Consider the following 26,982-nt stretch of genomic DNA (forward strand, 5'->3'; position numbering starts at 1 on the left):
TCCAGCACCCATAAATGGTGTAGGGACGCACTCTCCCCGGAGAGACCATGACAGACGAACATGTCCACGATGACGCGGCGGACGGTGCCGTCCCCCCGGCAACCCCCGCACAGCCAGGCCCGGTCGAGCAGCCCACGACGCCCCCTCCTCCTCCTCCCCCGGCCCCCGAGCCCGTCAAAAAGGGCGGGAAGAAGAGGGTCGTTCTCGGCGTCCTCGGGCTCCTCCTGCTCCTCGCCGTTGCGGCGGTATTCACCCTGGACGTCGAGATCGGAAGCCCGACGCCTGGCACCATCTACCCGTACATGACGACCTACAATGCCTGGTTCCCTGACGGCGAACCTGTCACTGTCGGGAACGCCAGGATGATGGTCCTCAGCTATGACAACGAACTCATCCTCGACGTCAATGGCAACAGGGAGAAACTCGTCGTCGGCGACGAGAAGGAAGTGGCAGAGCACCATGCCAGCATGAAGGTCTTTGGCGTCACCCTCCTGTCCACAGACTTCAAGATGCTCATGAAGTACAGGGGGCTTGTTGAGGGAAAGGAGAACTTCTTCCTCTCTGTCAAGACCTCACGGCAGGTCCCTGAGTTCGTTGTCGGCCTGCTCCTCCCGAAGGAGATCCAGGCTCAGCCCGCGTAGAGCTGCATTCACCCTTTTTTTCAACCTGAAGTCATGTTCACGCCCGACAAGTGCCCTCTCTGCCTTCGGTGAGGGGGGAAGAGGGGTGAAGGGGAAGGGATAGGCGACTTTGGTGAGGATCAGACCGCCGGGTGGCGCGGCCGGTACACGCGCCGTCCCATTACCCTCCAGCAGGGCCCTGATCCCGGCGGTGTCCCTCTCCCCTCTGCCGACCGCGGCGAGGGCGAAGGCCATGCACCGCACCATGTTCCAGAGGAAACTCTCTGCCGTCACCGTAAAGACGCAGAAGCCGTCCTCATCCGCGACATGGGCCGCCATGACATGGCGGAGAGGATCTCTCTCGCTCTGCCGGGAGAAGAGGGAGAAGTCGTGCTCCCCCACAAATGCCTGCGCTGCGTCGTCCATCGCCGCCGTGTCGCCCGGGTGGTCGACAAAATAGTACCGATACGTCCGTGCAAGGGCCTCTTTTCTCGGGTTGAACCGCTCGGGGACCTCTGCCCATCCGGTCGTCCAGATGTCGGCAGGGAGTTCGTACCGCAGGGCCGTCACCGCTCTCTCCGGTTCGTCTGTCGTGAAGGCGCAGACCTGCCCCGCGGCATGGACTCCGCGGTCGGTCCTGCCGGCGAAGGCGAACCTTGCCTCCTTCGGGTTTGTGAACAGGCCGATCTCTTTACACGCCGCGATCACGTCGCCCTCCACGGTGCGCACGCTGGGCTGGACCTGGGAACCGTAGAAGTCGTCGCCCCAGTAGCCGATCCTGAACGCAAGCCTCATTTCGGGATCCTGGCCTGAATCTTCTTCCAGGAACTCTTCAAGGACTGGGTGGTATATGAGCGGAGCGGGGTCATCCTCCCGCCTGCCGCGGTCTTCCCGGTGCGGATCGCCTCAAGGATGGCGTCGAGGTTGCGGTCAGCATTGACGAGGGTGTAGCCGTAGCCGACAAAACGGGCCTGGTGTGCGTCGCTCCCTCCAACCGCGGGTTTTCCGAGGTCGCGAGCAACCATTGCCGCCTTCCTGTTCGCGGTCCCCATGATGTACCGGCTGTTGAAGACCTCGATGGCGTCGACGAGGGCCGGACCGGCCTTGAGTTTCAGGCCGACGCCGTGGCGCCACATATGGTAGGGGTGGGGGAGGATGAGGACGGCGCCGGCCTCACGGGTGCGGTGGACGGCCTCAAAAAAGTCCATGCCCTTCGGGAAGGCTTTTGTGACGCCGAGGGCAAGGAGGTGTCCCTGTTTTGTCGAGATCTCCGTCCCGGGTATGACGATCACGGACGTCCGGCACTGGAGGGCATGGAGGGCCCCCTCCACGGTGTCGTGGTCGGTGATCGCAACCGCGTCGAGCCCGACGGCCTCGGCCTGTCTCAGTATATCCTCGACGCTGCTCTCGCCGTCACGGGAATATCTGGTATGGATGTGCAGATCACATCTCAGCATGGGATCAGATTATTTTAGGTCTCCGCCCTCTTAAGGAATGGTATGCGGATCCTCCTTCCCACAGGCGAGGCGACCGCCGGAGTCGTCCGGAAGGCCGCCGAAGGCTTTGACGCCGACGTCGTCGTCACCGGCGAGATCGCCGCGTTCCTGACCCCTGAAAAATTACAGGGCCTCGTAGAATCCGGAGACTATGATGTCGTCCTCGTCTCCGGGATGTCGACGGCCTCCTTTGCCTCCGTCGAGGAGGAGACTGGCGTGCCTGTCTATCGCGGTCCGCGCCACGCCGCGGACCTCGCCATGATTCTCCCCCTCCTCGGGAAGGTCGCCCTCTCCCGGGATATCCCTGCCGATGAACTCTTTGCCGCGGAGAGACGGGACGCGGCGTATCGCCGCCTTTCCACCCTCGAAGATGCCGCGGAGCCCGAGATCATCCTGCGGGGAACGAAGATCGGCGGCGGGTCGCGGATGAAGGTCCTCGCCGAGATCATGGACGCCCACCGCCATCCGGCGCTCCGTGCGGCCGTCGAGGACTTCTTTGTGAGGGGTGCCGACATCGTCGACCTCGGCTTCGGCTTCGACGCCTCGTCTTCCGACGTGGGACGGTGCTTTGCGGCCCTCGACGGGATCGAGGGGCCTCTTGCCGCGGACACACAGGACCCGGCCCTGATCAGGGCGGCGCTCTGCCGGGCCGACCTCATCCTCTCCCTCCACGAGGGGAACATCCCCCTCGTCGGGGAGGAGGTGGCCGCGGCCGGTGTTGCGGCGGTCGTCGTGCCCGGTGCGGCCGGCCTTGCGGCGAACCTCCGTGCGGCGCAGGACGCCGGTATCTCCGCACTCCTTGCCGACCCCCTCCTCCAGCCCGCGGGCTCGGGCCTTGTTGCGTCCCTGTGCGAATTTTCCGATGCCGGCGTCCCTCTCTTCTTCGGCGCCGGCAACGTCACGGAACTCATCGACGCAGACTCCGTCGGGGTGAACGCCCTCCTTGCGGCCTGCGCCCATGAGGTCGGGGCCTCTGTTGTCTTCACCTCAGAACACTCCGACAAGACGAGGGGATCGGTCGCGGAGATGCGCCGGGCGACAGAGATGATGGCGGCGATGGGCGAGCACCCGTACCCGAAGGACCTCGGCATCGACCTCCTCGTCCTCAAGGAGAAGAGGCGGCGGCGCGAGCCCCTCCCCGCGGGCGAGGCTCTCGACGTCGCCCCCGCCCCCGACGCCTTCACCCCAGACCCCGCGGGGAACATCAGGATCGCCGTCGACGGCGGCTGGATCCTGGTCGAACACAGGGGGACGGTCTACCAGGGCCGGACGGCCGCCGCCCTCGCCGCCGCCCTGCTGGAGGGCGGCTGCGTCACCCGCCTCGACCACGCCGCCTATCTCGGCCGGGAACTGGCGCGGGCCGAGGTCGCGGTGCAGTTCGGCAGGAGCTATGTGCAGGACGGCCCCTTCTGATCCTCAGATGCAATCATTGATTGGCCATGCCGCCCAAGTTCCATAGACCTATGAAGATCAGGGGTATCTCCGCCGACCTCCTCGACCTCCTCCTCAGGCTGGGGGCCGAGAACCATCCGAACGAGTTCGCCGCCATCCTCAGGGAAGAGGACGGCGTCATCAGGGAACTCGACCTCGTCCCGGGCACGACGAGCAACGAGGAGAGCGCGAGCGTCTTCCTGGACATGCTCCCCCTCGGCACCCACAACGCGGGGAGCGCCCACTCCCACCCGAACGGCGTCCTCTATCCCTCGGACGCCGACCTCTCCTTCTTCCCGAGGACAGGCCGGTGCAACCTGATCATCGGCTGGCCGTACGGCCCCGACGACTGGGCCTGCTTCACCGCGGACGGCCAGCCCTATCACCTCGAGGTGGTGGAATGAGGCGGATCGTCGCCACCGGCACCTTCGACATCCTCCACCCCGGACACCTCTTCTACCTGGAGGAGTCGAAGAAACTCGGCGACGAACTCCACGTGATCGTGGCGCGGGACGTCAATGTCCGCCACAAGCCAAAGCCCATCATACCGGAGGAGCAGCGCCTCGCGATGGTGGCGGCCCTGAAGCCTGTCGACCATGCCCGCCTCGGCGACCAGACCGATCTGTTCGCCCCTATCAGGGCGATCGATCCCGACGTGATCACCCTCGGCTTCAACCAGTTCTTCAAGGAGGAGGACCTTGAGTGGGCCCTGCGGGAGCACGGCCTGCGGGCCCGCGTGGTGCGGATCGGCCGGTACGAGGGGCCTCTCTCCTCCTCGTCCCAGATCGTCGGGCGCATCCTTGCCGAGCGGGGCCATCCCTGACCCGCCACTCTTTTATCCCCGGCCGCCGACCCCATCTCAGATGGACCTGAAAGGAGGTACGCTGTTTGTGGAGAACCCGGCACTCGACCGCGCCCTCAGGCTCGGCATTCCTCTCCTGATGTACCCCCTGTATGTCCTGGCCCTCGTCCTTGCCTTCCCCGACCTCGCCCCTGTCTATCTCGCCCTTGTTGCCGCCTATATCGTCCCGCCTGTAGGGGGCGAGGCCCTCATCCCGGTTGCGGCGGCCCTCGGTTACCCCTGGTGGCTCACCGCCGCCTCCTTTGCCTGGGTGGACGTCGCCGGCTGCCTCCTCGTCGCCCTGAACGCCGACCTCCTTTTTGCCCTCCCGTACGTCGGCCCTGCCCTCTCCCGCACTGCCGGTGTCGCCGGTGCCTTCTTTGAACACCACCCCGCGCTGCGCCGCCTCTCCTATCCGGGACTCGTCCTCTTTACCGTCCTCCCCTTTGCGGGCTCGGGCGGTGTCGGCGGGGCGCTTGCCGGCCGGGTGCTCGGGATGGGCAGGCGTGCGGTGGTCGTCTGCGTCTCGGCGGGCTCGATCGTCGGGTCGGCCCTTCTCGCCTTCGGTGCCGGTGCCGCCGCGTCTCTCCTCAGGGAGTATTGCGCCGCCGGTACGGTGGTCGTCGCGCTCGTCCTCGCCGGTGCTTCCGTCCTTGTCCTGTGTCGTGTGGCGCTCCTTCATATGGGTGGGCCGCCAATCTCTCGTGACAGATGACCGGGATCCTTTCCCTCAGGGATGTCACCTTTCATGCGAATCCGTTGGCCGACAGGGCGATCAAACTCGCCCTTCCCTTCGGGCTCGGCGCCCTCCTCCTCCTTGTGCTCTACCTCACGAGGTCCTATCAGGAGTTCCTGACCCTTGCCGGGCTGCTCTTCGTGTACCTTGTGCCGCCGGCCGGGAAGGAGACGGTGATCCCGGTCGGGATCGGCCTTGGCGAACCCTGGTGGCTCATTGCCGCCTGCACGGTGACGGTCGACCTCTGCTGTTCCCTCTTCGTCGCCCTCAACCTCGACCTCACCCTGAAGATACCGGTGCTCGGCCCTTTCCTCGGGAAGTTCATGGCCGGAGGCAGGGCATTTCTCGATGCCCGTCCCTGGCTTGAGCGCCTCTCGACCGCCGGGTTGATCGTCTTCGTGATCGTCCCCTTCCAGGGGTCCGGGGGGATGAACGCCACGATACTCGGGAGGATCATGGGCTTCACCGCACTGCGTGCGGTCGGGTGCGTCCTCCTCGGGAGTTTTGTCAGCAGTTATGCGATCGCCCTCGGGGCCGACGCCGTCATCGGTCTCTTCAGGGAGGACCCGGCCCTCGGCCTCGGCGCCCTCGGCCTGATCGCCCTGCTGATCGCGGCCCTCTGGATCCTCTGGAAGAGGTACGCCTCCTCTCTCTGAACAGCGAAGGCTGAACCTCCGGGTTCAACATATTCTTATCTGACCCTGACAGAGGCATTCCTGGTGATTATCAGATGATGAGAAAAGCAGCCGTGCTCATTCTCTGTCTCCTCCTCGTTGCCCCGGCCCTTGCGGTTCCCGGGAACGGCAACGGGAACGGTCAGGGGAAAGCAGGAAACAGTGCCCCGGTCCTCCTGGAGGAGGACGCGGGTGACGAGCAGGATCCAACAGTCAATGCGACACCTGAACCGACGAAGGCGCCGGGGAATGGCAAACACATCGTTGCGAAGGTGAGCGCCGCACCCGGACAGGTGAAGAAGAACGCCTCCCTCCACGAACGCCTGAGGGAACGTGTCAACCAGACCACGGGCGACCTGGAGAACGAGACCGGGACTCTCCCTCCTGAGAAGCAGAAGGTCTGGAAGAACCAGAACGAGGTCCGCCTTGCCGTCCACACCTTCCTCGCCCTCGGCGAGATGGACGGCGGCATCGGGAAGAACGTCTCCGCGATCGCCCGCACCTTCAACAACTCGATCCGGACCCGCCTTCAGGCCGAGGAGCAGATCCAGGCCAGGCCGGGCTGGATGCGCTTCCTTGCCGGCGGCGACGAGGCCGCGGCCGCGGCCCTCTTCCAGAACCTGAACCAGAGCCGCGACCAGATCCGGGAGATGCAGCGTCTGGTGGAGAACTGCACCTGCGACAATGAAACCCGCACCCTTCTCCAGGATCAGTTGCGGGTGATGGAGGAGGAGCAGGAGCGCCTCCGGGCCCTTGCCGAGAACGAGACCGCGGACAGCGGGGCTATCGGCTGGATCTGGAAGTGAGTTCTCTCGGTCTTGTAGAATCAGGCATGAGTCGGGAGCACGCCTCAGGCATACCGCATGAAAATTGTTCTGAGGAGTTCATCTGGTCAACGTGCCTTCTCGCACGCTTGCGCCGGGGGCGCTGCCCCCAGACCCCCTGGATTACGATAGGACAGGGAAGGCAGAGGGCGAACCTTTTCTGAAGATGGTTTTGTCCTCTCCATCTCCATCATGGGGTGCTCGTTGAGAGTCAAAACCTCATGAAAACCCGGAGAACGGATCTTCTGGATCATTTTCATGGAGGTCATCTCAAAACTGATCATACTCTCTGTCCTGTCGACGGAATGATCAGTATTTGGTTCTGAAAAATCCTGTTCTTGTGTCTATTCCGGGGGTTTTCACCCCCCGGTCCCCCCACCATTACGATAGGGAGTGGATGGCAGTCTTCTTCGATATGCAAGGTTTATCCTTCCCACATCCTATCCTGATTTCGGGGGGCCGGGGGCGTCAGTCCCCCGGCAGAGAGTTGGGGGAAGGCGGTGGTTTCGCACCGCCCCATATGAAATTCGGGGGGACATCGATCCGATCATGAAATTTTCTCCCGAGCCCCCCACCATGCAGAGATGGGGGAATGAACGAGAGTTTTGGGATATGCTTATGGTAATCCCTCTGGCTTGGGTCGATGTATCCCTCCAGATCCTTTTGAGGGAATGCGCGGATCAAATCCCTTCCTCATACAGTTCGCCGGGGGTTTCACCCCCGGATCCCCAGTCAGGATTGGTTCTGGAAAGAGCGAACCGGATTTCCTGAGGAGGAAGATTGCTGTTCCACACCTATCCTGAGCGGGGGTTCGGGGGCGTAGTCCCCCGGAACAGGAACTGCATAAAAGGAATTCTACAGGATCGCTTTCTCACTCTTTTTTCTCTGTTTCCGCCCGTGCGGCCATCCGCGCGATCCAGATCGTGGCAAGCACGGCCAGGATCGTGACGACGATCGCATAGGTGAACTGTGCGGCGAGGTTCTCCGTCGTCCCGAAGACCTGGACGAAGAGGGCCTGGATCGCGCCGTTCCACGCCAGCGCGGCGACCAGTCCGAATGCGGCCGTAATCAGGTCGGAGACCTTGTCGAGCACTTCTCCGTAAAAACCCATGGCCGAGCATATCCGGCATTGTATATAAATCTGCAGATTCAAAAAAGAGAAGCGCTTTATTTCCCCTGCGGCAATACCCGATCCTGAGGTGCACGATGAAGATTTCAGGAATTTCCCTCAGGAACTTCAAGAGTTTCCAGGCCGCATCGGCCGTCTTCGGCCCCTTCTCCGTGATCATCGGCCCGAATGCCGCCGGCAAGTCGAACTTTGTCGACGCCTTCACCTTCCTCTCCGACTGCGCACGCGAGGGCTTTGCCAATGCCGTCTCCCTCCAGGGGGGCGGGGAGTATATCAGGAACCTCCGCGCTCCTCCCGGCGAGACGACCGGGATCTCGGTCTCCCTCGACGCCGCCGCCGACCCGGCGCGGGTCCGCTTTTTCCGGGACGGTGGCCGGGTGATCGAGGCCGCGGCCCTGCGGGGCAGCTATGAGATCACCCTCGCCTGCGCCGGGGGCGGCTGCACGGTGGCCGAGGAGCGGATCACGGCGTCGTGCGTCTATACGGTCGTGGACGGCGACGGCCGCCCCTCGTCCCCGGGAGAGGGGGAGATCACCCTGGTCAGGTCGGTCGACGGTGCGGTCGGTTGCACGGTGACGCCGCCCGGCCTCGCGCCTGAACCCGAGTGCACCCCCCTGATGCCGGCCAGGCTCGCCCCTGACGAGTCGATCCTGGAGAGCCCCGCGATCTACCCGACCTTCTCGCCCCTGGTCTCCCGCCTCGGGGGCTTCTTCCGCGATATCGGCCACTACGACCTCGACCCCCGCCTGGCAAAGAGGGCCGCCGAGATCCCGGGCCGTGCCGAACTCGAAAGGGACGGGCGCAACCTCGCCCTGGTGCTCAGGGCGATCCTCGCGGACCCGGAGAAGAAACGCCGCGCCTGGTCGTTCATCCGCGACCTCCTCCCCTTCATCGAGGAGATCAGGGTCGACGCCGTCGCCGAACGCTCTCTCATCGCCACGGTGAAGGAGGAGTACACCGCCGGCGCCGCAGTCCCCTCTTTCCTCCTTTCGGACGGGACGATCAACCTCACCGCCCTTGTCATCATCCTCTATTTCGAGGAGAAACCGGTGATCATCATCGAGGAACCGGAGAGGAACATCCACCCCCACCTGATCGCGAAACTCGTCACCATGATGCAGGACGTCGCCTGCCAGATGGGCCGGCAGGTGATCGTCACTACCCACCACCCCGAGGTGGTGAAGTACGGCGGCAGGGAGAACATTCTCCTCCTCAGGAGGGATGGGGAGGGCTACTCGTCCATCTCCCGCCCCTCAGAACGCGCCGAGCTCGAGGTCTTCCTGGAGAGCATGGGGATCGACGAACTCTATGTCCAGAACCTCCTCTGAGGCAGGTCGATGGCGGAAAAATCCCTCTACGTCCTCCTCGAAGGGCCGGACGACGAACGCTTCTTCGAACGCGTCGTCGCCCCCCTCTTTGCGGCACAGGGTTATGAGACGAAGGTCTGGAAGTACGCCTGCGAGAAGAGGCTGCGGACGATGAACCTGGTTCGGGCGCTGAGAAAGGCCGGTTTTCCCTACGTATTTGTCAGGGACATCGACAGCACCCCCTATGCCGGCCGGCGGGTGCAGGAGACGCTGAACTCTTTCGGGCACGCAATGGAGGCCGAGATGGTCGTCATCGTCATCGCGGAGATCGAGAGCTGGTACCTCGCCGGCGTGGGGAAGGAGGAGGAGGCCGCGCTCGGCCTCCCGCCCCTCCCCGGCCGGACAGAGCGGATCACGAAGGAGGCCTTCAACGCCCTCATCCCCAGGGGCGTCTCTCGCATTGCGTTCATGCAGGCGGTCCTTGACGGTTTCGATGTCGGGCTTGCGAAGCGGCGAAACAGATCCTTCCGGTATTTTATGAACTGGTTCGTCGAGGGCGAGCGAGTACCGTGAGAAATGGGAGCATTTTTCCGCTGAAGGAAGAAAGGATCATCTGCTGGACGACGCCATGACGATGGGAATGCAATATTTCAAGCCGGCCGAGATTGCCGACCTCGCCGGCCTCCCCGAGGCCGAGGTGCGGGAGTACCTGGCCGCCCACCCCGACCTCTTTCACTCCCGGAGCATCGGCCCGGCGCGCCTGTACACCACGGCGGCCGTCGAGACGGTGAAAAAACTTGCCCGGGCGGCGAAGGAGGGAAAGAGCCCGGAAGAGGCGGTCGAACCTGTCGACGCCGAGGGGCCGGAGCCCGCGCCCTCGCCGGTGGTGCAGGCCTATGCCGAGGCCCGCGACCTCAAGGACGTGGTGGCGCGGCAGGACGCCGAGATCGCCACCCTCCGTTCGGGACTGGAAAACCAGAGGCAGGCCCTTGAGGCCAGGATCGCCGCCCTTGAGGGGGCGCTCGCGGCCGAGAAGAGGACGACCTCCCTCATCTCGGAATGGGTCGAGTATTTCGATTATGAGGTGGCGCTCCTCAAGCGCCCCCTTCTTGAAAGAATCCTGGGAAAAAAGATTTAATTTTCCCGCCGCAGCAGGAGGAAAGCCCCGCAGATGCAGAGGGACCCGAGCACCGCGAAGGGTGAGAGCGGGGACTGCGTGGGGGTCACCGGCGTGAGGGTGGTGTCGATCTCGACAGTCTCCCCTTTTGCCGGGTACTGGCTGATCCCGACGGACTGGGGTGCGTAACCCTCGGCGCTGACGGTGACAGTCTTGTACGGCGTGCCTGTCACGTAGACCCTGACAAGGAGTTCGCCGTTTTTGATCTCACCCTTGGCCTCGCCGTCAAAGGCGACCTTTGCCCCTTCGACATTGGACTTCACGAGGAATGCGCCCATGTCGCCGCCGATCGGCGCCTGCTGGAGGGTCGCCGTGATAGTGACGGTCTCGCTCTTGGCCGGGTACTCGGTGACCGGTGCGGTGTATGTCTCATACCCGTCGGCCTCGACGCTGATGCTCTTGTATGGCGTGCCTGTCACATAGACGCGGACGACGAGTTCGCCGTTTGCGATCTCGCCCTTGAGGTCGCTGTCGAAGAAGACCTTTGCCCCCTCGACATTGGACTTCACGAGGTACGCGCCCGTGTCGCCGCCGATCGGTGCCTGCTGGAGGTTGGCGTTGATGTCGACGGTCTCGCCCTTGGCCGGGTACTCGACGATCGAAGTGGTGTAGGTCTCATAGCCGTCTGCCTCGATGCTGATGGTCTTGTACGGGGTGCCCGTCACATAGACCGGCACCAGGAGGCGGCCGCTTGTGATCTCGCCCTTGAGGTCGTTGTCGAAGAAGACCTGTGCGCCGTCGACGTTGCAGTGGACGGCATAATAGCCCTGGTCGCCGCCGATCGTCTCTGCCGCGGCACTGGCGACGGCAGGGACGGTGCAGACGAGGAGGGCGATGCCCAGAATCAGGATCTGCGTTCTGTCCATGTCTATGCAAAAGCATTGACTCTTAAGAATCCTTTCGATCTGATGCGTGCGCATGCAATTGAGAGAATATATATCCCCATATGCGCGAGGCGGATGTATGGAGACGATGGAGGAGGCTGACCGGCAGGCATCTGTGGTGTGCTTTTCTGCCCTTCGGCCACCCCCATCGCTATTCTCCGCCTGCGTCAGGGTGACTGACCTCAACCTCCCTGCATGCACGGAGATGCTCGCCCGCTTCATCGCCGGGGCACCCTGACCTCTGGCACGAGGATATCGGGGGGCTCTAGGTGGGTCTCGACCCGGCATCTGCGCTGCCGATGGCCTGGTCGGCCGCCCTGTACGACGGCGGGCCTGTGCGGGAGTTCATCGACGCCCTTGACCTCTCGCCCGCCTATGGCCTCCTGAAGGAGTGCGAGGAGGTCTGCCCGTGGTACGGCGAGGTGGTCCAGAACGGGCGGCATATGATCGCCTGCCTTCTTGGACAGGCGCTGGATAGGGCAGGCGAACCCTGCAGGGTCGTGGTCCCGGCGGCAGGGATGAACCCCCTGGCCCTCGAGGTGCTGGAGCGCTACCCCGATCAGGTCTCCTCGGTCGTGGAGGTTGGTCGTGCCGGGATGGAGGAGAAACACGCCCTCTACGCGAGGGTCGCCCCTGACCTCGCCGCCCGGATCTCCTGTGTCCAGGCCGATATCGCCTCTGTCCTTTCTCTTCCCTTTGCGGTCGGGGAACCGACGGTCCTTGTCCTTGAGGGGGCGAGTTATTATCCTGACCGGGCCACCCTCGCCGGCATCCTCGGTTCATTCTACTCCGGGACAGGGAAGAACCACGTGATCGCGGAGTACCTCGCCCCCTGCCAGATGGTCGCCCTGCGCAGGCGGGCGGTCCCGCGGGCCGTTCTCTCCTGCCTCAAGGAGAGGTCGGGCCTGCCCGTCATCTCCCTGTACACACCGGGCATGATAGAGTCGTTGATCAGGGACGCAGGCGGGCGGGTCGAGGCACACTATTCGATGGCCGCGATGGAGCGCCTCCGTTGCGGCGAGAACCACTTTTTCCGGTCTGACGAGGACGGCCGGATCTGGTGCACGGTCGGCCGTCTGTAATGTCACCATATATCTGGAAAGGGGTGCGAAGGGTACAGGGGCTCTGGAGATGCAGGTGAGTGTCGTTGCCGTTGGAAAGGCAAAAGAGCGGTACATCGAAGAGGGGATTGCAGAATATGAGAAACGCCTCCGCCCGTATGCGAACTGCGAGATCATCGAGGTGAAGGACGAGCGGGTGCCGAAGAACGCCTCGCCGGCAGAGGAGGCGAAGGTGAAGGAAGAGGAAGGAGAGCGGATCCTGGCGGCTGTCCGCGGGGGCGCCCTTCTCGTCGCCCTCGACGGTGCCGGTGAGATGTGGTCGAGCGAGGACCTTGCTGCTCGCCTGCGTACCTGGGAGATCTCCGGAACGCGGGAGGTGTGTTTTGTGATCGGCGGGCCTCTCGGTCTTTCGCAGGCGGTGCTGAACCGTGCCGATCTCCGCCTCTCCCTCTCGCGGATGACCTTCCTCCACACCATGGTCAGGGTGATCCTCCTCGAACAGATCTACCGGGCCTTCAGGATCGTGCGAGGCGAACCGTACCACAAGTGATCCTCCTCGCGGTTCCTCTCTCCCCGGTGGGCCGGGGGGCATATGCCCCGTTATATACTTCTTTTTTCATCTCACTGCCCTTAAAACCTGACCGTCGCTCTCAAATTGACACTTTGCTCTGATTTCTCTTTTCCTTGGAGATGTCAGGATCAAAAAATTTATACTTGTAGGTCAGAAAAATGTACTTCGGGGACAGTCGGAGACCGGCTACCCTACGTGAGGAATCAGCATGAGCCAGGATATACCAGAGGAAGACTTCAGTGAACTGAGCGATTACATCAGGCAGATGGTGAACCGCGCACAGGACGAATACGAGAACAAGCCCGTCGCATTCGGGATTTATATGCTGATCCGGGACGGCCACTGCCATGTCCTCCCGCCCACGTGGTCCCCGATGAAGGCGCTGACCGGCAGTGAAGGGGCCGGGGCGAACGAACCTGTGGTGGAGGTCCACCAGGTCGGCGGGGAGACTGTCGTGACCGCAGCGCTTCCCGGCGTGACTGCCGACGGCGTCAGGGTCTGGCAGGAGGACGCCTCCCTCCATATCGCCGCGGAGGACAGCGAAAGGCGGTACTACACCACGGTCGCCCTCCCGTCCCCGGCCCTCGCGGTGGCGCGGATGTCTTTCAAGCATGGTGTCCTCGAAGTGGTGGTCGGCCCGTCGGGCATGGCCGAGATCGGGGATTGTATAGACTAATTTTTTTTACGTCCGGAGCGAGGGGGCATGCCCGGCTCCTCCCCCCTGCACTCCTGGCCCGGGCCTTTTCTAATCTGCTCCAGGCGTTTTTCAGAACGCACTCCTGATGTGACCTGTCCCTTGCGTGGCGATGAAATCGTTTTTTGAGAGATTTCTTTCTCTATATTTTCTTGTTTTTCTCATTCGATGATATTATCAAAAAAATATTCCGGAATTTTTATATCGGGGTGGATTCTATTGTCGCGCAAGAATATATTTTCGTGGGCAGGGTGGTTGTGGTGTCAGGTGGCACGGTTGGGCGGCAGGAATGCTGGAATAAAAAATTCGGGGACGGGGGAAAGGGCAGGTGTGCGGTCTGCGGGAAGACGATCTACCGGAATGCCCTGCCTGACTCCAAGTGGGCCTGGGAGCCCGGGCAGAGCAGGGCGCCCTCCTTCCCCGGTGGTGACGGTCCCCGGCGGAACGGTGTACCCCTCTGCACGGCGTGCAGCCGTCGGGTGTCCCGGAGAGGGCCTGACGATTATGCGGCGCTGGGTATGATCCTGCTGCTATGATACGTTTCGCCGATGGAAAGTCCCTGCCTTCTATGGCGTTTAAATCTTTTTATTTCCTCGCAAATCAGTTTAAATAGGGATTATGTTTTTATCCGGCCAGAACCAACGTTAGGAAATTATGAAAGACTCTGAGATCTTGATGAATCCCAACGATCTGGTTCGTTTTCTCAAGAAGGATCCGGCGGAGTTTACCAAGGAAGACATCATCCACTTCTGCGAGGAAAATGCGATCGAGATGGTGAACTTCCGGTACGCCGCGGAGGACGGCCAGCTCAAGACCCTCAACTTCATTATCTCCTCGAAGGAACACCTCGACACCATCCTCTCCGACGGCGAGCGTGTCGACGGCAGCAACCTCTTCTCGTTCATCGAGGCCGGAAGCAGCGACCTGTACGCGATCCCCCGCTACCGCACCGCGTTCATGAACCCCTTCACCGAGGTGCCCACGCTGGAGATCCTCTGCTCCTTCTACGACAACGAGGGCAAGCCCCTGGAGAGCTCCCCCGAGTACGTGCTCCGCAAGGCGAACGAGGAGTTCACCCGCCAGACCGGTGCCGTCTTCAAGACCCTCGGCGAACTCGAGTACTACGTGATCAGCCCGCGCGAGGACCTCTACCCCGGCCGCGACCAGAAGGGCTACCACACGGCCGAACCCTTCGCGAAGTTCGAAGACCTGCGGAATGAGGCGATGAAGTTGATCGCCCGCGCCGGCGGCAAGATCAAGTACGGCCACTCCGAGGTCGGCTGCTTCTGCAACGAGGACACCTACTACGAGCAGCATGAGATCGAGTTCCTCCCGGTGCCGGTGGAGCAGGCGGTCGAGCAGATCATCCTGGCGAAGTGGATCCTGCGCATGCTCGGCTACCGCTACGGCGTCGACATCAGCTATGCCCCGAAGATCACCGTCGGCAAGGCGGGCAGCGGCATGCACTTCCACATGCTCGTCGAGAAGGACGGCAGGAACCTGATGGTCGAGGACGGCAAGCTCAGCTCCATGGCCAGGAAGATGATCGCCGGCATCCTCGACGCCGCGGACGCGATCACGGCCTTCGGCAACTGCATCCCGACCTCGTACCTCCGCCTGGTTCCCCACCAGGAAGCCCCGACCTACATCTGCTGGGGCGACCGCAACCGCTCTGTCGTGGTCCGCGTGCCCCTGGGCTGGACCTGCGGTTCAGATATGACCCGTGACGCCAACCCCTGCGGCTACCACTGCGACGCGGCGAGGCCGTCCAAGCAGACGATCGAGTACCGTGTCGCGGACGGCTCCTGCGATCCCTATCTCACCGTCGCCTCCCTGATCCTCGCCTCCCTCCGCGGCATCACCATGCCCGACGCCCTCAAGCAGGCCGAGGACCTCTATGTCATCGGCAACATCTTCAGGCCCGAGTTCAAGGACCACCTCGCCACCTTCAGGCAGCTCCCGGCATCCTGCTCTGAGTCGGCCGACGTCCTCGCCGCCAGGCGTGCGATCTTCGAGGAGAACGGCATCTTCCCGGCAGGCATGATCGACAACAGGATCCAGACTCTGAAGGCCTTCAACGACAAGGGCCTCAGCGAGAAACTCTACGGCAACACGGAAGCGATCCGCGAGCTCGTCGAGAAGTACATCCACGTCGCATAAGGTCTCAGAATACTCCTCCCGATACAATCTTTTTTCGGGGTGGGTGGAGGTTCTCTTTTTCTCGGGAAAATGAAGTATCTGCGCTGAGCAGCGTATGTGTCCTGCCGTTGCTTCTGCATAGCGGCGGTTCTTTTGGCCTCCTACCCGGTGCTGGCGTCCTGCTCTTGCAGAGGCGGCCCGCCGCGGGCGTATGTCGCTGTGTCCTGGCCAATGCCGTTAGCCTCCGAGACACCCACTACCGAGCCGATGACGGCATAGCGCGGGCCGAAGATCTTGGTGAGATGTGACCCCGACGGCCACCATGTGTGACCCACGGCCGGCCACGTGTCGTTCATGAAGCGGCCTCAGGGGAAACTGCTCTCGATAGCGATGGCAGTGTAGCCGTGCCTCTCCACCAGGCGCTGGAAGAGTTTGTTGCGGAGCAGGAGGCTCTCCTCACCGCCTTGGAGCGCCTCTCCGAAGCTGAGCAGTTCGACCGACGGATCGAGGGAGGCGATGAGCGTGCCGATGGCGGCGTTGAAGGTTTCGGGTGAGTCGATGGAGAGCGGGATTGCTTCTTGTTGGAACCGCGTTTAGAGTGTGGTGTGATCAGGTTTCATCTCCCGGATTCAGGATGGTAAGACCCTAAAGAAAATTCCTTGCTCTTGTTGAGGTCCCCTCTGATCCTGCGCAGGATCGCAGGTTTTCTGCCCCCATGTATCGTCTGCTGGGGATTAACTTGAAGCCTTATCCTTCTTGAAAATCCTCTGATAGGATCCAGAACTGGGAGTGGCACACTATGTAGAAATTGTTAGGGATAGTTCCTGCAGAGCAGGAAAATTAAATTTTGGAGGATTCTAATCTCGCAGGAAGTGTTTTATAATCTTATCTGCCTCTTCAAAGGCTTTTGGGAGTGCATTTTTTACTACTTTATCTGACAAATATATGGTGCTATCTTTCTTCTCTGATAGGAGCCACATAGCAGGATACACCACAAATTGGATTGATTTGTTCGGTAAAATAACTGACATGCTCCCTTTCTCGGGGGGTAATTGAATCTCAGGATGAGCATCAGCAAGCAAATGTTTGAGTGGGGTGATAATTTCATGTTGCTCATCGATGCTCAAGGGTTTTGGGAGGTTGCCATATCTACCCCAGCTCAGGAGATCAAGGGCTGCAAGACGATCCAATTTTTCATGCACTCTCTGGTTCCAGTAATGTTTGAGACATGAGTGACATGCTGTAGCACACCTTTTGTCGCAGTTCAAGACATTCTGAATACTCTGGAGTAGTGGATCAATCATGCTCCAAAGGCCAGTGGCGTATCCCGCTCCACTTGATAGACTGTCATAGATGTAAATATCAACAAACGTTTTATCTTCCGTTTCGTGAACTCTGTGACCACCTTTAATGTCTTTGAAATCAACATCTAGAGTCCGGCTTGCAGCAAGTAAGAAAGCCTCGGTGAGTGTTGTTGCAGCGCTTGATATCCACATTCCGGAGTATTCGGTGTTTATTTGGGACTTATCCAGTTCAAACTCAAAGACAATCATATCTGTTGCAAATGTGTGACCAAGATACACATTTACTGGATCATGAATGCACCTTGCACCTTGGATGGAGTATGGTCGGCCAATATTCTTCAATACTTTTGATTCGGGATCCTCATCACTTTGTTCTGCAACCTCTGCAGCACCGCACTTCTGGCATACATTAAATCCGTGTCCTTTCACCCCCTTGTTGATGATTCTGATCTTATCAGATCGGACTGCGGCCATTATGTGCTGACACCCAATGTCTTTCATGTCATTGCGGTCAGGTGTTGCAAAATAGCATGGCTCCTCTGCATATGACTGTTCAATTTCTGCGTGTGCTTCAGGGATTGGCTTTCCGTCTACGGGAGCAAAACCCCATGGTCGAAGCATCTTCCGTTTCTTCTCTTCTGAAATTGGTTCTCCACAGAATGGGCACACTCCCCCTATTGGATATTTTGTATCAGTCCAGCCACATTCTGGGTTTGGACATAGATACAAATCGGACAGATAATTCGGATCATCAAAGTACGGTCGTGCTTGATTTTCACGCCTATTGCCTTTTCTGAACTTTGAGTGGAAACTGTATATGCCGCCGACTTTGTAGGTTTCTTTGTTTACAACGATTACTTTTCCTGGGGCATATTCACTAATCGCAATGTCAAGAGAACGGTCTGGTCTCTGGATAATCTTATTTCCAGATCCATCTTCGATGAAGAAACCTACAACATTTTGTGGGAACGAGTAGGTTGGTAGGATTCCCTCAAAATTCAAGTGATCCAGAAGACTGGTTTTTTGTTCTTTTTCAGCTCTGCCCTCATACAGGTCGCGATTTTTGAACACATTCCCTCGGATTCCCTCTAATTCAGTTGTGAGCCCCAATAAAAATTTTTGATAAGAATTTTCATCTCCTTTTTTTTCAGAAAGAATAGTTTCCTCCAGTTCTGGTTTGAACTGGAATGTTCTCAAAAACTCTGTGAATTCATTATAGTAACTATCGAAGAATGATAATACTGGACATTCATACAAATCTGTCCCTTTTTCATTCAAAAACTCACTCAGGATGAGCAGATTCATATGGCGCTGAAGGAGTGTACTATTGTTTACATCTATCCATGGACTACTGGCATCGCCTGATATAATTTTCTCAGGGTGATCGAAGTACCACCCGTCATGGGGACCATTCTGGGCATAGGTGACGATTGTTGATATTGTCGTCCCGCGTCTTCCTGCACGTCCTGCTCTCTGCTGGTAGTTCTCGCGCATTGGTGGAACATTACGGAGACTGATAGCTGTCAGAGAACCGATATCAATACCTACCTCCATCGTTGTTGTACAACTCAAGACATCGATTGGGAGCTCATCGTCCAAGACTAGATTTTGGAACCGCATCTCGTAATTTTCTGTCGTGGACCATATGTTGTCCCGCTGATCTTTGTAGGAGAGTTGTGCTGTGTGTTCTTCTGTGTTGATAGTATGTATCGGATTTTCAGAATCTCTCTTAATTGCATCTAGAACCGGGTCTCTCCAGAACTTGTACCGTTCAAGATCCCCTTCGCTCATCTCATAGACGTCTGATGAACCACAATGTGCACATTTCCCAAGCAAAGTATATGGGAAAATATTGGAACATGTCCTGCAACGGTACCACTTATGTTTGTCATTAAATTTTAATGCGATTTTATCCAGAATAAGGAAATATCTGTTTTCTTCCTCACCACTTCCCCGACCAAGGAATGTTTCGGAAAGTGTGAAAATGATCCAATTAATCTGTTCCTGAGTGTATATTTGCCCTAGTATTTTCTTGAATTTGGATGGTATTTTCTGTAGGTCTTTCTCCTCTACACCAAACCTATCGTATTTACGAAGAGCGATATTGAACCGTATTTGATTTGAAATCTGGTTTCCAATAGCAAAAGAGTTCGTACAATGATAGTAAGCCCAAGCGGTGAAGAGGGAAATAAACTCTTCTTCAGACATCTTGATATCATGTTCCTCGAATGATTCAAGGCACTCTGCAATGTCATATTTGTCCGAGGGTTCAATCCAACCAAGTCCGAGATCTGTCAAAGACCTGAAAGGGGAGCAGAGATTTTTCAGGAGTTGTTCTGAAAATAGTCCGGGTTTATTCTTGTAATCGCTAATGATTCTATCATATCTTACCGATGTATTTCGCCTTTCTGCTTTTTCAATAGTACGTTTGATTTTTTCCAAATCTTCGTTAAATCGGGTCTTATCCCCTCCATAGAACAGACGGAGGTGATTTTTGTCTGCAATCTCCAAAAATGCAGGATAGAGCATATCAAGTGTTACAACACTCCCTGTGGTTTCAGTCCATTGCTGTAAATGGTTGGCCGCCAGAACTAAAACCGCTCTTGCAGCCTGATCATCTGCTGTCCTGGTCATATCTTTAGCAAGTACCGCGGCTCTTTGTCTGCTGTCTGAGAATACAAGGACTTTCCTCCCGGCATTTGGCTGTTGCTTAAGTTTTTCTTCATCAAATATTGCAGGTGGTTGGACTGACAATTGTGACGAAACAATGTTGTAAAATGGCTCGTTTCCTTTCGTAGAAAAATCAGAAAAGGAGTAGTAACTCAGTGGCTTTCCACATTTTGGGCATTGGCTAAATGTTAGTTGTTCTGGCTTTCCTTTTACTGGCTTAAGAGAGTAGCAAACCTCTAAGAATCCATCCTCTCCAGCACGAATGTTGTTAAAATGGATGAAACCGGTCTTTGCATCAAGCCACCCGTAACGGATATCTCCCTTTTTTCTATGATAATTCTGCGGTATGATGTAGAGATGTACTTCCTTCAACTCTTTCCCAAATATTTCTCCGTGAGTACGCCAGAGATAGTTCTTTTCCTCGGAATCCTCCGCATTGAGCAAGTATCCTTTGAGAAACAGGGCTCCACATCTTCTATCGTTGATCAACTCATAGATTTTCCCACCGCAGTGAGGGCAGGTGTCCCACTCACTGTCTGAGTAGATCTTACCGAGAGTGATACCGTCACCAGCATGTTTTTCTGGGCAGTTCGGATTTGTACATGCGTACAATCCCTGTAGACCACGGAAAAACATGTGAAGTCTTGCAGGAAAGAGAACTTGCCTGTCTTTTTTAGCAAGTGGTAGTAGTGATAGAAGAACTTGTGTTGCCGAAAGTGCAGTTTTGGTATCATCATGTGGGAACGCAATCTCTGCAAGTTCGGTGATCCCGGTAGCGTTTCCTGCTGTTTGATTTATTATCCGTTGTATGGGACTGTATTTTGGCAATGTTTCAAATAACCATGTTTCTAGTTCCTTGATAGTATCATATGGGGGTCTTGTCCCATCAATTTCTTGGAAAAATCTGTGGATTGCTAGTACTTTTGTTGTATCATCAAGCTGGAAATCATCTAGAGGGAAATTACTTATCTTATTTGCAGAAAAATCAACGGGATTTAGGAGATCGATCTTTTTATTTGTTCCAATTATTATCGAGAATGTATCCTTCTCGGATGAAGTGATCTCCCTTAGATATTTTTTTAGTTCGATTTTCTTTTCCTCGGTATCAACAGGAATACTTGCGCTGGTGAGAATAAACCGTACTTTATCGCGCGTAATTCCTAACTTGTACATTAGCCGGCGAATGAGGAGAGCCACCTCTCCCCCCGCTGATCCACGATACATATGTGCTTCATCAATGACCACTAGGAGTTTGTTCTCTGGAGATTCATTTAACCAGTCCCTTGTGTTTGACCAGAATGGCTGTTCGATCTGCCGAATTAGCATGTATTGGAGCATTGAGTAATTTGTGACGAGAATGTCAGGGCAATAATCCTGCATTTCCTTACGGGTGATTAATTCCGCATCCCGCAGAGCAGGTTGATGAATCCCCTTTTTTAGATTTGCAGTATAGGTTTTCAGATCATATTTTGAGGGGTACTTCCCCAGCGATTTGAGCTCCGCGATCAACTCGGGACTACGGTCGATCAGGTCGCGTTCCAGCGTTTTTGCCAGTTCTGTATTCTTTTCTTTTACAGGTTCACCAGGATATGGTGTCCTACCCGTGTACATTCCGAATTGAGGAATACGGGTGTGTGTGCCACCAGTATACTCCGTAAAAAGTGTGTAATACTCTCCACCATAGTCCCCGATCATTTTCCGCAAACGACCAATCTGATCTGCGACCAGTGCATTCATTGGGTAGAGCAGCAACGCCCTAATACCTCTTTTATTCCACGAATCTGGACATGTTTTTGCTTCATTCGCAAGATTTGCGACAAGAGGCCACATGAAACACTCGGTCTTTCCAGAACCTGTGCCTGTTGTCACCAGAATGTCGCTCCCTTGGTAAAACTCTTCAAGCGCCTTAACCTGGTGACTATAAGGATCTTTGAAAACCCCTAAATTTTTGGTACTCATTTGAAAAAGGAAATCCTTGATATTTTGGGGGATATCAGCATTAACCAATCCATCTTTTGATATCTGGTATGTTTGATTTGATTCGATGTAGGGATCTTTGTAAATTGAGTCTTTTTCATCTAAAAGATCTTTTGATGCGCTCAAAAGAAGATCGTTCTCACCAAAGTATTGTGCCCGGATGTAATCCTTCAGTTTTGCAGCAAGTTCATGGTGTATATGTTGAACACTATATTCAGCCATTCTGTATCACCCGAATGTTTAGATTCTCCAGAATTTTTGAAACGATTGGGAGGAATACAGGCGATGTGATAAATTCTGTTCTGTCCAGAATGCTTCGAACCGGCCAAGCTATCATGTAGAACAACATTTCCTCTCTCCTAGGAAGAGTAGAGTGGAGCCTGATTTTGATTGCGTCTTTGTAGGTCGTTATTGTGGCCTGTTCCTGGTTATCATTCAAATGTCGAAGACCATACATGAATCTACGAACATCGTGTGTTTTTATGATGTAATCCGGAAATGCGAGGGTATATACCTTGTCATTTTCTTTTTTAGCAATTCCGTAGTCGACAAGGTTATTTCGATACACCGTTAGTTCCGACGGATGATCCAGTGATTGTTTCCAGGAATCAGAGAAGATTTGTTTTGAAAGCGGGTCAAAATATTTTCGAGCATCAGATATGATGGGGTTTAGTGTATATTTCCCATTAGCATATCTACTGTACTCAAGAACGGTGTCTTTTGCATCAATTTGTGGTATCAAAAAAAGTTCTTCCAGCGAGTACGCATTTTTTTCGGAAATCCTATTGACATACCATCCAAGCCCATGTGGCTCTCCATCTTTTCCGAATGATGTTCCGCGGAGTAAAAACAAGTCCTCGGCAATTCTTGCGAATTTATCTGGGGGTAATTGAATTGTGTTGTCCGGTCCAGATACAAGAAATCCAGCGTATTCCAGTCTCTCTTGGATCTTTTTTGCTGGCTGAAAATTCGGTTTATCCTCAGGATAAAACCATTTCTTCACTTCTGGATAGAGATCTAAATAGGCAGAAAGGATGATATTGCATTTTCTGGTCACATGATGTTTTGTGTACAGTGTGTCTTTTGTGTCCTGATATTCCTCTCTGTCCTCAATACATCTGTCTAAAACTGCTGTTTTTATCCATTCTGAAATGGCGGAATAAAGTACCCGGGCAATATAGGCGTTTTTGTCTTCACAGGAAAAGCGAGATATCCCCAGTCCCTGTGCTATAATCTCATGGGGATATTGGATCATAGAGTTATTCTCCTCCAAGGAGTCCCACTATGATCTCTTTGAGGTCTTTTCTGCTAAGATTCTCTAGTCTTTGGTTTAGTTCTTTTGTAGTCCCTAACAATTTGCAATATGATGCAAGCTCCAGAAGAAGTACCCCCTCCACGTTTTCTTCATCTTTTTCGTCATCTGTTTCGATAAAATCAGAGAGTATTGCAGTTCTAGTCAGATTGTACCCATTTGTTGTATTCAGTCCTTTTGAAATCTTAACTGCTCTCTGATACAAATCCTGAAATCCCTTTGAACTTCTTTCGATAGTTACTGTACAAATCCCAGGATACAAGGCATTGGCTGCAATGGAGGTTATCATATCTTCTGAATTGATGAGGACCATATATCCTAGGACACTTGGCGGAAGTATTCGCATGTTTTCTGAGAAATCAAGTGAAAACAGGATGTATTTTTCGGGGTTTTCATCAAGAATGTCCTTTGCGAGATGCGTATAACAATATTCGTCAATGGAACCGATGACATTTTGAAGAAGAACAATATTTCCTCTTGTCTTTTTCACAGTGTTTAACAGTGAAGAATAGTTGTTGTAACCAGTTGGAACAGAAATAACCTCGGGTGTTTGTGAATGGAGTGTAACTGAAATGGCATTAGCCATGAGATTTGCCTTACATCCTGTAAGGAGGAGAGGAGTTCTTGTCACATATGCTCCAGCAATGAGCTTAGCTAAGCTCTCAGCATATTTATTGTCAGTTCCAATGTTCTGAAGATTGTTCTTCAGATCATCGATTAGATCTTTTATATTGTCACTCTCGATCGATTCTGATCCGTGACAATCTTTTGCCGGCTGCACTAAAGGATCTGAATTTGGCGAGGAGGCAACACTTATCTTTTCGTAATCCCCTGATGGAATTACCCCTTTAAACAGCGCCAAATCGCCGAGGAAGTTCCCTGGATTGTGCTGGATGCTCCTAAGTTTCTGCTCACAATAGGTTTTTAATTGACCATTTATTTTTTCTAAATCTTGCTTCTTTTGTTCCAGTTGCGAGAGTTCTTCTTGAATCTGTTTTTTTTCTGAAATATCTTTCTCAAGTTGTTTCTTTGATATCTCTAATGATTCTATGTCCTTCTGGATTTTGCGAGTTTCCTCACGGAGTGACTCAAGATCTTTCTGGATGGCGTTCTGTTGATCAACTCTAAACTGTTCGCCCTCTTTGGTGATCGCCTGCATTTGTTCTTTTTTAAATGCAACAATTTCATCATCAGCAATCTTTTTTTGATTTTCTTTGTATCTGTGGAGTTCCTGTTTTATGTGGTATTCTTGTTCTGATCTGAGTCTTTCCCCTTCTGATTCAACTGTTTTCTTGAGCGATTTTAATGCATCCGTTTCAGCTGTTTTTTCCGCATTTATTACAAGTATTTCACCATTGATTTCATCGATTATGTTCTTTAGGTCGCTAATTTCTCTCTCTAAAGCCTCTTTCTGCTCAAACAATCCTTGATTTGCAATATGTTGTATTTTATCAATGTATTTTTCGTTGATCTTTGGAACGTTTTCAATAACCCCCCTTACGAACTCCTCAACTTTATCATCGGTGTTGAGATATGCACTTATTATGTCAGTTTGTAACTCAAGCCACTGCTTATTCTCTGGAGATAGTGTAAATACAGGCCGTAATTTCGGATTTGAGAGGGCTTCGGTGACAATTTTGTTCACTAATTTCTTATCACCCTCTGAGTAATTCAGGCGAGAGGCGATGCGGTAAAAATATCCTGCAAAGCGAGTTGAATCAGTATGAAGAATCAGGGTATCTAACTTGTCCTGTTGACCGAATTTCATCTTTTTGTAGATGAACCTTCGAGTCAGGTCTGAACCGTTATCTGGGATTGAATTTTTGTATAATGGATCAAAAGAATCAATAACGTCTGTTCTTTCGATTCTATATCGATCCAATGACGACCTTCTATCGGTTACAAAAAGTAACTCATTATACCGCAGACTGGATGTTGCTTTCGTTATCTCAACACAGAAGTAATGTTCTTCATCGCAATCATAGACTACGAGGAGATTTTCTGAAAATGTGTCGGGGACAACGATACCATTTTCCAATATCTGTGCGAGTGCATCATCAGAATCCCCCACCCGTCTCATATGTTCTAGGGATTCTGGCGAAGTTTCAGGATTCTGCAAGAAGATGACTTCGTAATAATTATATTTGCAAGGGGGTTTAGGATGAAGTGAATAGGGTGCTGCGTCATAAACCTCCGCATTGGCGCTTTCTTTCCACATCCAGATGCCTACATTGTCATGCCCCCATTGATCAGAGTTTTCCTCCAATTTAATCGGTATGAGCATGTGTCCGTTGTCTGGATTGGTGTAGATCGTACCTATGGTATTTACTCGACCTTTTTTACCCCACTCTTTTGTGGAAATGTCTGCGATCCTCAAGACTTTGAAGTCATGGTCGCCAAACTTCACTGGAATCCCGATACAGCAACGTACATTGAAATCTTTTTTTGGGTTTGCCATTACTTTTCAACCTCCGGATAGAATTCAGAAATGAGATGGTCGTACGCCTTCTGTGGTATTTTTCCAGATCTTAATGTCTGGCTGAGATAACTACTGACTTTAGGATACTTTTCAAGATGGCCCAGAATATATTTCACTTTCACGGGGGTCGATATAAACGTACCTCCCATTAGAATGAGTTCCGGATACGTTTCTTCGTCTTTCTTTACTGAGTATCTTCCCTTTGGCTGGATGGGTTTTGGAATGCTTACGTGATGTATCGCGTCCAGTCCGTGACGTACGCAAATATTATCTCCTTTGGATAAGTTTAGAAATGCAAGAATAGCCTGTTCATTCCAGTAAACACTTTTTAGTTGTTTTTCTGAGTAATGATAAATGTCACATTTACAGTCTGATTTGAAGGACAAGTTTGCTCTATCCTTGAGGGAAAAGGAGTCTCCATTTTCAAGTGGTTTTTTTGCGTAATCAAGTGTTATTTCTGGAATGTAGTAATGAAATATTTCTTCTGGATATTCGCATGTGGGGTGGGCCTCATATGATCCATCAGAGGATTTGACGTGCGTTGGACCCCTGACAGAGTGACATAACAACCATCCCGCTTTATTAGGTATTTTTTGGATTAGTCTGCGAGATTGTCCATCCGTATCCTGATAATAGGATGTGTCTGTTTGTGCCTGATTGAGGACAGCCGTTGGTTTGCTGTAAATTTGCCTCTTTCCAACCTGCACATGAGGAGGCCAGAGGGGAATTAGTGGGGGATGCCACTCGACAAGCGTGACCCCTAAGTTGTCTGCAAATTCTATGGCCTCTTCGGTGACTTTGGTAAACTGCACCCGGTAGACCATCCATTTTGATTCGAAGCCATATGAATCTCCCTCTAATTCCCCTAATGGCTCGTATTCGAGAAATTCTTCAGTGTCATCCGGTATTCCAAAGGCAGTTGCAAAATAGTAGTATTTGTCTGTGTTTATCTCTCCGTTGTCGGATATACAACGAGCATAATTTTTACTGTATCTAAACAGTGCCCCCTCTTCTGGAAGTCCTGATAGATCCTCCCCCCAGATTTTAATTATGTCGTGGCCGACTGGTGATTCACTGTATTCGAGAGAGTAATAATCATATATCCACTTTAACTGGAGGTAAGTTGTTTCTCCTGGAATTAATTGATTAGAGAGGATTCTGTTCTCTTTAAGTTCTGCATTATTTGGATTAATGATCCGTACTATGAGTTTTTCATTTCTGGCGGCTACAACAGTCTTCTCTTCCAATGGAGGAAAACCAAGAAAAAGCCCGAATTTTCCACCCATCTTCAAAATATAGATCCGTTTTGGATGTTGCCTTAATTTGCGTTCCTCTTGTTGCCTCTGATATTGAACCGCATATACACTATCTGAATAGTTGGGGCAGGTGTAATTTTTTGGATTATTGGGGCAGTGTCTAAAATAGGTTCTTTCCTCTCCACTTGCTAATATTACTGGTTCTCCGCACGCAGGGCAAAATAAAAGCCTGCAATTGGATAAATGGTGGTTATTTGCAAAATTTTTGGCGTAGACTAACTCTTCATGTCCAGAATGTCTCTTCCATATTGCATAATCCACTGAAATTCGCCTTCAAGAACGATGTATTTCTTCGGCCAAGATAATATCATCGAATTAAATTTCATGCCGCTCTTTTGTC

At 54.2% G+C, this 26,982-nt stretch carries 25 protein-coding genes; 17 read left to right on the top strand and 8 right to left on the bottom strand.

Annotated elements, in window-relative coordinates:
- The first annotated feature begins 47 nt into the window (after positions 1-47).
- Positions 48-641 carry a hypothetical protein gene (locus PHP59_RS03585; RefSeq protein ID WP_300163719.1) on the top strand — a complete coding sequence of 198 codons (594 nt, stop codon included), beginning with the start codon at positions 48-50 and terminating at the stop codon, positions 639-641.
- On the opposite strand, the gene truA is transcribed toward PHP59_RS03585, so the two are convergent.
- Positions 573-1,415, bottom strand: a complete 843-nt coding sequence (gene truA, locus PHP59_RS03590; protein WP_300163722.1) for a tRNA pseudouridine(38-40) synthase TruA — start codon at positions 1,413-1,415, stop codon at positions 573-575. The two genes, PHP59_RS03585 and truA, sit on opposite strands and share 69 nt — an antisense overlap.
- Positions 1,412-2,077 (bottom strand): PHP domain-containing protein, encoded by a 666-nt coding sequence (locus PHP59_RS03595; RefSeq protein ID WP_300163725.1) that lies wholly within the window; start codon positions 2,075-2,077, stop codon positions 1,412-1,414. Before PHP59_RS03595 ends, truA begins: the two co-directional genes overlap by 4 nt.
- Before the next feature lie 42 nt (positions 2,078-2,119).
- Between PHP59_RS03595 and PHP59_RS03600 the strand changes: the two genes are divergently transcribed.
- From PHP59_RS03600 to PHP59_RS03625, 6 genes are all read left to right on the top strand, one after another.
- Positions 2,120-3,529 carry a dihydropteroate synthase-like protein gene (locus PHP59_RS03600; protein WP_300163728.1) on the top strand — a complete coding sequence of 470 codons (1,410 nt, stop codon included), beginning with the start codon at positions 2,120-2,122 and terminating at the stop codon, positions 3,527-3,529.
- A 50-nt stretch (positions 3,530-3,579) separates the two neighbouring features.
- Complete coding sequence (locus PHP59_RS03605) at positions 3,580-3,951, top strand: Mov34/MPN/PAD-1 family protein (RefSeq protein ID WP_300163731.1); 372 nt, start codon at positions 3,580-3,582, stop codon at positions 3,949-3,951.
- On the top strand, positions 3,948-4,370 hold the full coding sequence (locus tag PHP59_RS03610; RefSeq protein ID WP_300163734.1) for an adenylyltransferase/cytidyltransferase family protein: 423 nt from the start codon (positions 3,948-3,950) through the stop codon (positions 4,368-4,370). The genes PHP59_RS03605 and PHP59_RS03610 overlap by 4 nt, the downstream gene beginning before the upstream one ends.
- Before the next feature lie 40 nt (positions 4,371-4,410).
- Positions 4,411-5,103 carry a small multi-drug export protein gene (locus PHP59_RS03615; protein ID WP_300163737.1) on the top strand — a complete coding sequence of 231 codons (693 nt, stop codon included), beginning with the start codon at positions 4,411-4,413 and terminating at the stop codon, positions 5,101-5,103.
- Positions 5,100-5,780, top strand: coding sequence for a small multi-drug export protein (locus PHP59_RS03620; RefSeq protein WP_300163740.1), 681 nt, complete (start codon positions 5,100-5,102; stop codon positions 5,778-5,780). Before PHP59_RS03615 ends, PHP59_RS03620 begins: the two co-directional genes overlap by 4 nt.
- 74 nt (positions 5,781-5,854) lie before the next feature.
- On the top strand, positions 5,855-6,604 hold the full coding sequence (locus PHP59_RS03625) for a hypothetical protein (RefSeq protein ID WP_300163742.1): 750 nt from the start codon (positions 5,855-5,857) through the stop codon (positions 6,602-6,604).
- An 889-nt stretch (positions 6,605-7,493) separates the two neighbouring features.
- On the opposite strand, the gene PHP59_RS03630 is transcribed toward PHP59_RS03625, so the two are convergent.
- On the bottom strand, positions 7,494-7,733 hold the full coding sequence (locus tag PHP59_RS03630; RefSeq protein ID WP_300163744.1) for a DUF5654 family protein: 240 nt from the start codon (positions 7,731-7,733) through the stop codon (positions 7,494-7,496).
- Between the two features lie 95 nt (positions 7,734-7,828).
- On the opposite strand from PHP59_RS03630, the gene PHP59_RS03635 reads away from it, so the two are divergent.
- From PHP59_RS03635 to PHP59_RS03645, 3 genes are read left to right on the top strand one after another with little or no spacing between them, the layout of a single operon-like run.
- A complete protein-coding gene (locus PHP59_RS03635) occupies positions 7,829-9,079 on the top strand; it encodes an AAA family ATPase (RefSeq protein WP_300163746.1) in 1,251 nt (416 codons plus the stop codon).
- Between the two features lie 9 nt (positions 9,080-9,088).
- The gene (locus PHP59_RS03640) at positions 9,089-9,631 is read left to right on the top strand and encodes a hypothetical protein (protein WP_300163748.1); all 543 of its coding nucleotides are present in this window, start codon (positions 9,089-9,091) and stop codon (positions 9,629-9,631) included.
- A gap of 55 nt (positions 9,632-9,686) precedes the next feature.
- Entirely contained in the window at positions 9,687-10,196 is a 510-nt protein-coding gene (locus PHP59_RS03645) for a hypothetical protein (protein WP_300163751.1), read from the top strand.
- On the opposite strand, the gene PHP59_RS03650 is transcribed toward PHP59_RS03645, so the two are convergent.
- Positions 10,193-11,101 carry a PEGA domain-containing protein gene (locus tag PHP59_RS03650; protein ID WP_300163754.1) on the bottom strand — a complete coding sequence of 303 codons (909 nt, stop codon included), beginning with the start codon at positions 11,099-11,101 and terminating at the stop codon, positions 10,193-10,195. The genes PHP59_RS03645 and PHP59_RS03650 overlap by 4 nt on opposite strands.
- 97 nt (positions 11,102-11,198) lie before the next feature.
- On the opposite strand from PHP59_RS03650, the gene PHP59_RS03655 reads away from it, so the two are divergent.
- The 7 genes from PHP59_RS03655 (at position 11,199) to PHP59_RS03685 (ending at position 16,138) form a co-directional block, all read left to right on the top strand.
- On the top strand, positions 11,199-11,357 hold the full coding sequence (locus PHP59_RS03655) for a hypothetical protein (protein ID WP_300163756.1): 159 nt from the start codon (positions 11,199-11,201) through the stop codon (positions 11,355-11,357).
- Positions 11,358-11,388: 31 nt separating this feature from the next.
- The gene (locus PHP59_RS03660) at positions 11,389-12,201 is read left to right on the top strand and encodes a hypothetical protein (protein WP_300163759.1); all 813 of its coding nucleotides are present in this window, start codon (positions 11,389-11,391) and stop codon (positions 12,199-12,201) included.
- Positions 12,202-12,250: 49 nt separating this feature from the next.
- On the top strand, positions 12,251-12,730 hold the full coding sequence (rlmH, locus tag PHP59_RS03665) for a 23S rRNA (pseudouridine(1915)-N(3))-methyltransferase RlmH (protein ID WP_300163762.1): 480 nt from the start codon (positions 12,251-12,253) through the stop codon (positions 12,728-12,730).
- Between the two features lie 229 nt (positions 12,731-12,959).
- Positions 12,960-13,427: a hypothetical protein gene (locus PHP59_RS03670; RefSeq protein ID WP_300163765.1), complete on the top strand. Its 468-nt coding sequence runs from the start codon at positions 12,960-12,962 to the stop codon at positions 13,425-13,427.
- 278 nt (positions 13,428-13,705) lie between these two features.
- Complete coding sequence (locus PHP59_RS03675) at positions 13,706-13,981, top strand: hypothetical protein (RefSeq protein WP_300163768.1); 276 nt, start codon at positions 13,706-13,708, stop codon at positions 13,979-13,981.
- A gap of 118 nt (positions 13,982-14,099) precedes the next feature.
- Positions 14,100-15,605 carry a glutamine synthetase family protein gene (locus PHP59_RS03680; protein ID WP_300163771.1) on the top strand — a complete coding sequence of 502 codons (1,506 nt, stop codon included), beginning with the start codon at positions 14,100-14,102 and terminating at the stop codon, positions 15,603-15,605.
- Between the two features lie 305 nt (positions 15,606-15,910).
- Positions 15,911-16,138, top strand: coding sequence for a hypothetical protein (locus PHP59_RS03685; RefSeq protein ID WP_300163774.1), 228 nt, complete (start codon positions 15,911-15,913; stop codon positions 16,136-16,138).
- Positions 16,139-16,441: 303 nt separating this feature from the next.
- Here PHP59_RS03685 and PHP59_RS03690 read toward each other — a convergent pair whose 3' ends face one another.
- The 4 genes from PHP59_RS03690 to PHP59_RS03705 are packed head-to-tail and all read right to left on the bottom strand — an operon-like array spanning position 16,442 to position 26,903.
- Positions 16,442-21,757, bottom strand: coding sequence for a DEAD/DEAH box helicase (locus tag PHP59_RS03690; RefSeq protein ID WP_300163776.1), 5,316 nt, complete (start codon positions 21,755-21,757; stop codon positions 16,442-16,444).
- Complete coding sequence (locus PHP59_RS03695) at positions 21,750-22,790, bottom strand: hypothetical protein (RefSeq protein ID WP_300163779.1); 1,041 nt, start codon at positions 22,788-22,790, stop codon at positions 21,750-21,752. The genes PHP59_RS03690 and PHP59_RS03695 overlap by 8 nt, the downstream gene beginning before the upstream one ends.
- A 4-nt stretch (positions 22,791-22,794) precedes the next feature.
- Entirely contained in the window at positions 22,795-25,305 is a 2,511-nt protein-coding gene (locus PHP59_RS03700; RefSeq protein WP_300163782.1) for a hypothetical protein, read from the bottom strand.
- Positions 25,305-26,903 carry a hypothetical protein gene (locus tag PHP59_RS03705; RefSeq protein WP_300163785.1) on the bottom strand — a complete coding sequence of 533 codons (1,599 nt, stop codon included), beginning with the start codon at positions 26,901-26,903 and terminating at the stop codon, positions 25,305-25,307. Before PHP59_RS03705 ends, PHP59_RS03700 begins: the two co-directional genes overlap by 1 nt.
- Between the last annotated feature and the right edge of the window lie 79 nt (positions 26,904-26,982).

The sequence above is a fragment of the Methanofollis sp. genome, assembly GCF_028702905.1.
In the GTDB taxonomy this organism is placed as follows: Archaea; Halobacteriota; Methanomicrobia; order Methanomicrobiales; family Methanofollaceae; genus Methanofollis.

What these genes read in the sequence shown, in the direction of transcription:
- PHP59_RS03645 (WP_300163751.1), top strand. Translation starts at nt 9,687, where the DNA reads ATGACGATGGGAATGCAATATTTCAAGCCGGCCGAGATTGCCGACCTC.
- PHP59_RS03615 (WP_300163737.1), top strand. Translation starts at nt 4,411, where the DNA reads ATGGACCTGAAAGGAGGTACGCTGTTTGTGGAGAACCCGGCACTCGAC.
- PHP59_RS03605 (WP_300163731.1), top strand. Translation starts at nt 3,580, where the DNA reads ATGAAGATCAGGGGTATCTCCGCCGACCTCCTCGACCTCCTCCTCAGG.
- PHP59_RS03650 (WP_300163754.1), bottom strand. Translation starts at nt 11,101, where the DNA reads ATGGACAGAACGCAGATCCTGATTCTGGGCATCGCCCTCCTCGTCTGC.
- PHP59_RS03655 (WP_300163756.1), top strand. Translation starts at nt 11,199, where the DNA reads ATGGAGACGATGGAGGAGGCTGACCGGCAGGCATCTGTGGTGTGCTTT.
- PHP59_RS03670 (WP_300163765.1), top strand. Translation starts at nt 12,960, where the DNA reads ATGAGCCAGGATATACCAGAGGAAGACTTCAGTGAACTGAGCGATTAC.
- PHP59_RS03610 (WP_300163734.1), top strand. Translation starts at nt 3,948, where the DNA reads ATGAGGCGGATCGTCGCCACCGGCACCTTCGACATCCTCCACCCCGGA.
- PHP59_RS03595 (WP_300163725.1), bottom strand. Translation starts at nt 2,077, where the DNA reads ATGCTGAGATGTGATCTGCACATCCATACCAGATATTCCCGTGACGGC.
- PHP59_RS03680 (WP_300163771.1), top strand. Translation starts at nt 14,100, where the DNA reads ATGAAAGACTCTGAGATCTTGATGAATCCCAACGATCTGGTTCGTTTT.
- PHP59_RS03695 (WP_300163779.1), bottom strand. Translation starts at nt 22,790, where the DNA reads ATGATCCAATATCCCCATGAGATTATAGCACAGGGACTGGGGATATCT.
- PHP59_RS03630 (WP_300163744.1), bottom strand. Translation starts at nt 7,733, where the DNA reads ATGGGTTTTTACGGAGAAGTGCTCGACAAGGTCTCCGACCTGATTACG.
- rlmH (WP_300163762.1), top strand. Translation starts at nt 12,251, where the DNA reads ATGCAGGTGAGTGTCGTTGCCGTTGGAAAGGCAAAAGAGCGGTACATC.
- PHP59_RS03620 (WP_300163740.1), top strand. Translation starts at nt 5,100, where the DNA reads ATGACCGGGATCCTTTCCCTCAGGGATGTCACCTTTCATGCGAATCCG.
- PHP59_RS03600 (WP_300163728.1), top strand. Translation starts at nt 2,120, where the DNA reads ATGCGGATCCTCCTTCCCACAGGCGAGGCGACCGCCGGAGTCGTCCGG.
- truA (WP_300163722.1), bottom strand. Translation starts at nt 1,415, where the DNA reads ATGAGGCTTGCGTTCAGGATCGGCTACTGGGGCGACGACTTCTACGGT.
- PHP59_RS03700 (WP_300163782.1), bottom strand. Translation starts at nt 25,305, where the DNA reads ATGGCAAACCCAAAAAAAGATTTCAATGTACGTTGCTGTATCGGGATT.
- PHP59_RS03635 (WP_300163746.1), top strand. Translation starts at nt 7,829, where the DNA reads ATGAAGATTTCAGGAATTTCCCTCAGGAACTTCAAGAGTTTCCAGGCC.
- PHP59_RS03640 (WP_300163748.1), top strand. Translation starts at nt 9,089, where the DNA reads ATGGCGGAAAAATCCCTCTACGTCCTCCTCGAAGGGCCGGACGACGAA.
- PHP59_RS03625 (WP_300163742.1), top strand. Translation starts at nt 5,855, where the DNA reads ATGATGAGAAAAGCAGCCGTGCTCATTCTCTGTCTCCTCCTCGTTGCC.
- PHP59_RS03690 (WP_300163776.1), bottom strand. Translation starts at nt 21,757, where the DNA reads ATGGCTGAATATAGTGTTCAACATATACACCATGAACTTGCTGCAAAA.
- PHP59_RS03585 (WP_300163719.1), top strand. Translation starts at nt 48, where the DNA reads ATGACAGACGAACATGTCCACGATGACGCGGCGGACGGTGCCGTCCCC.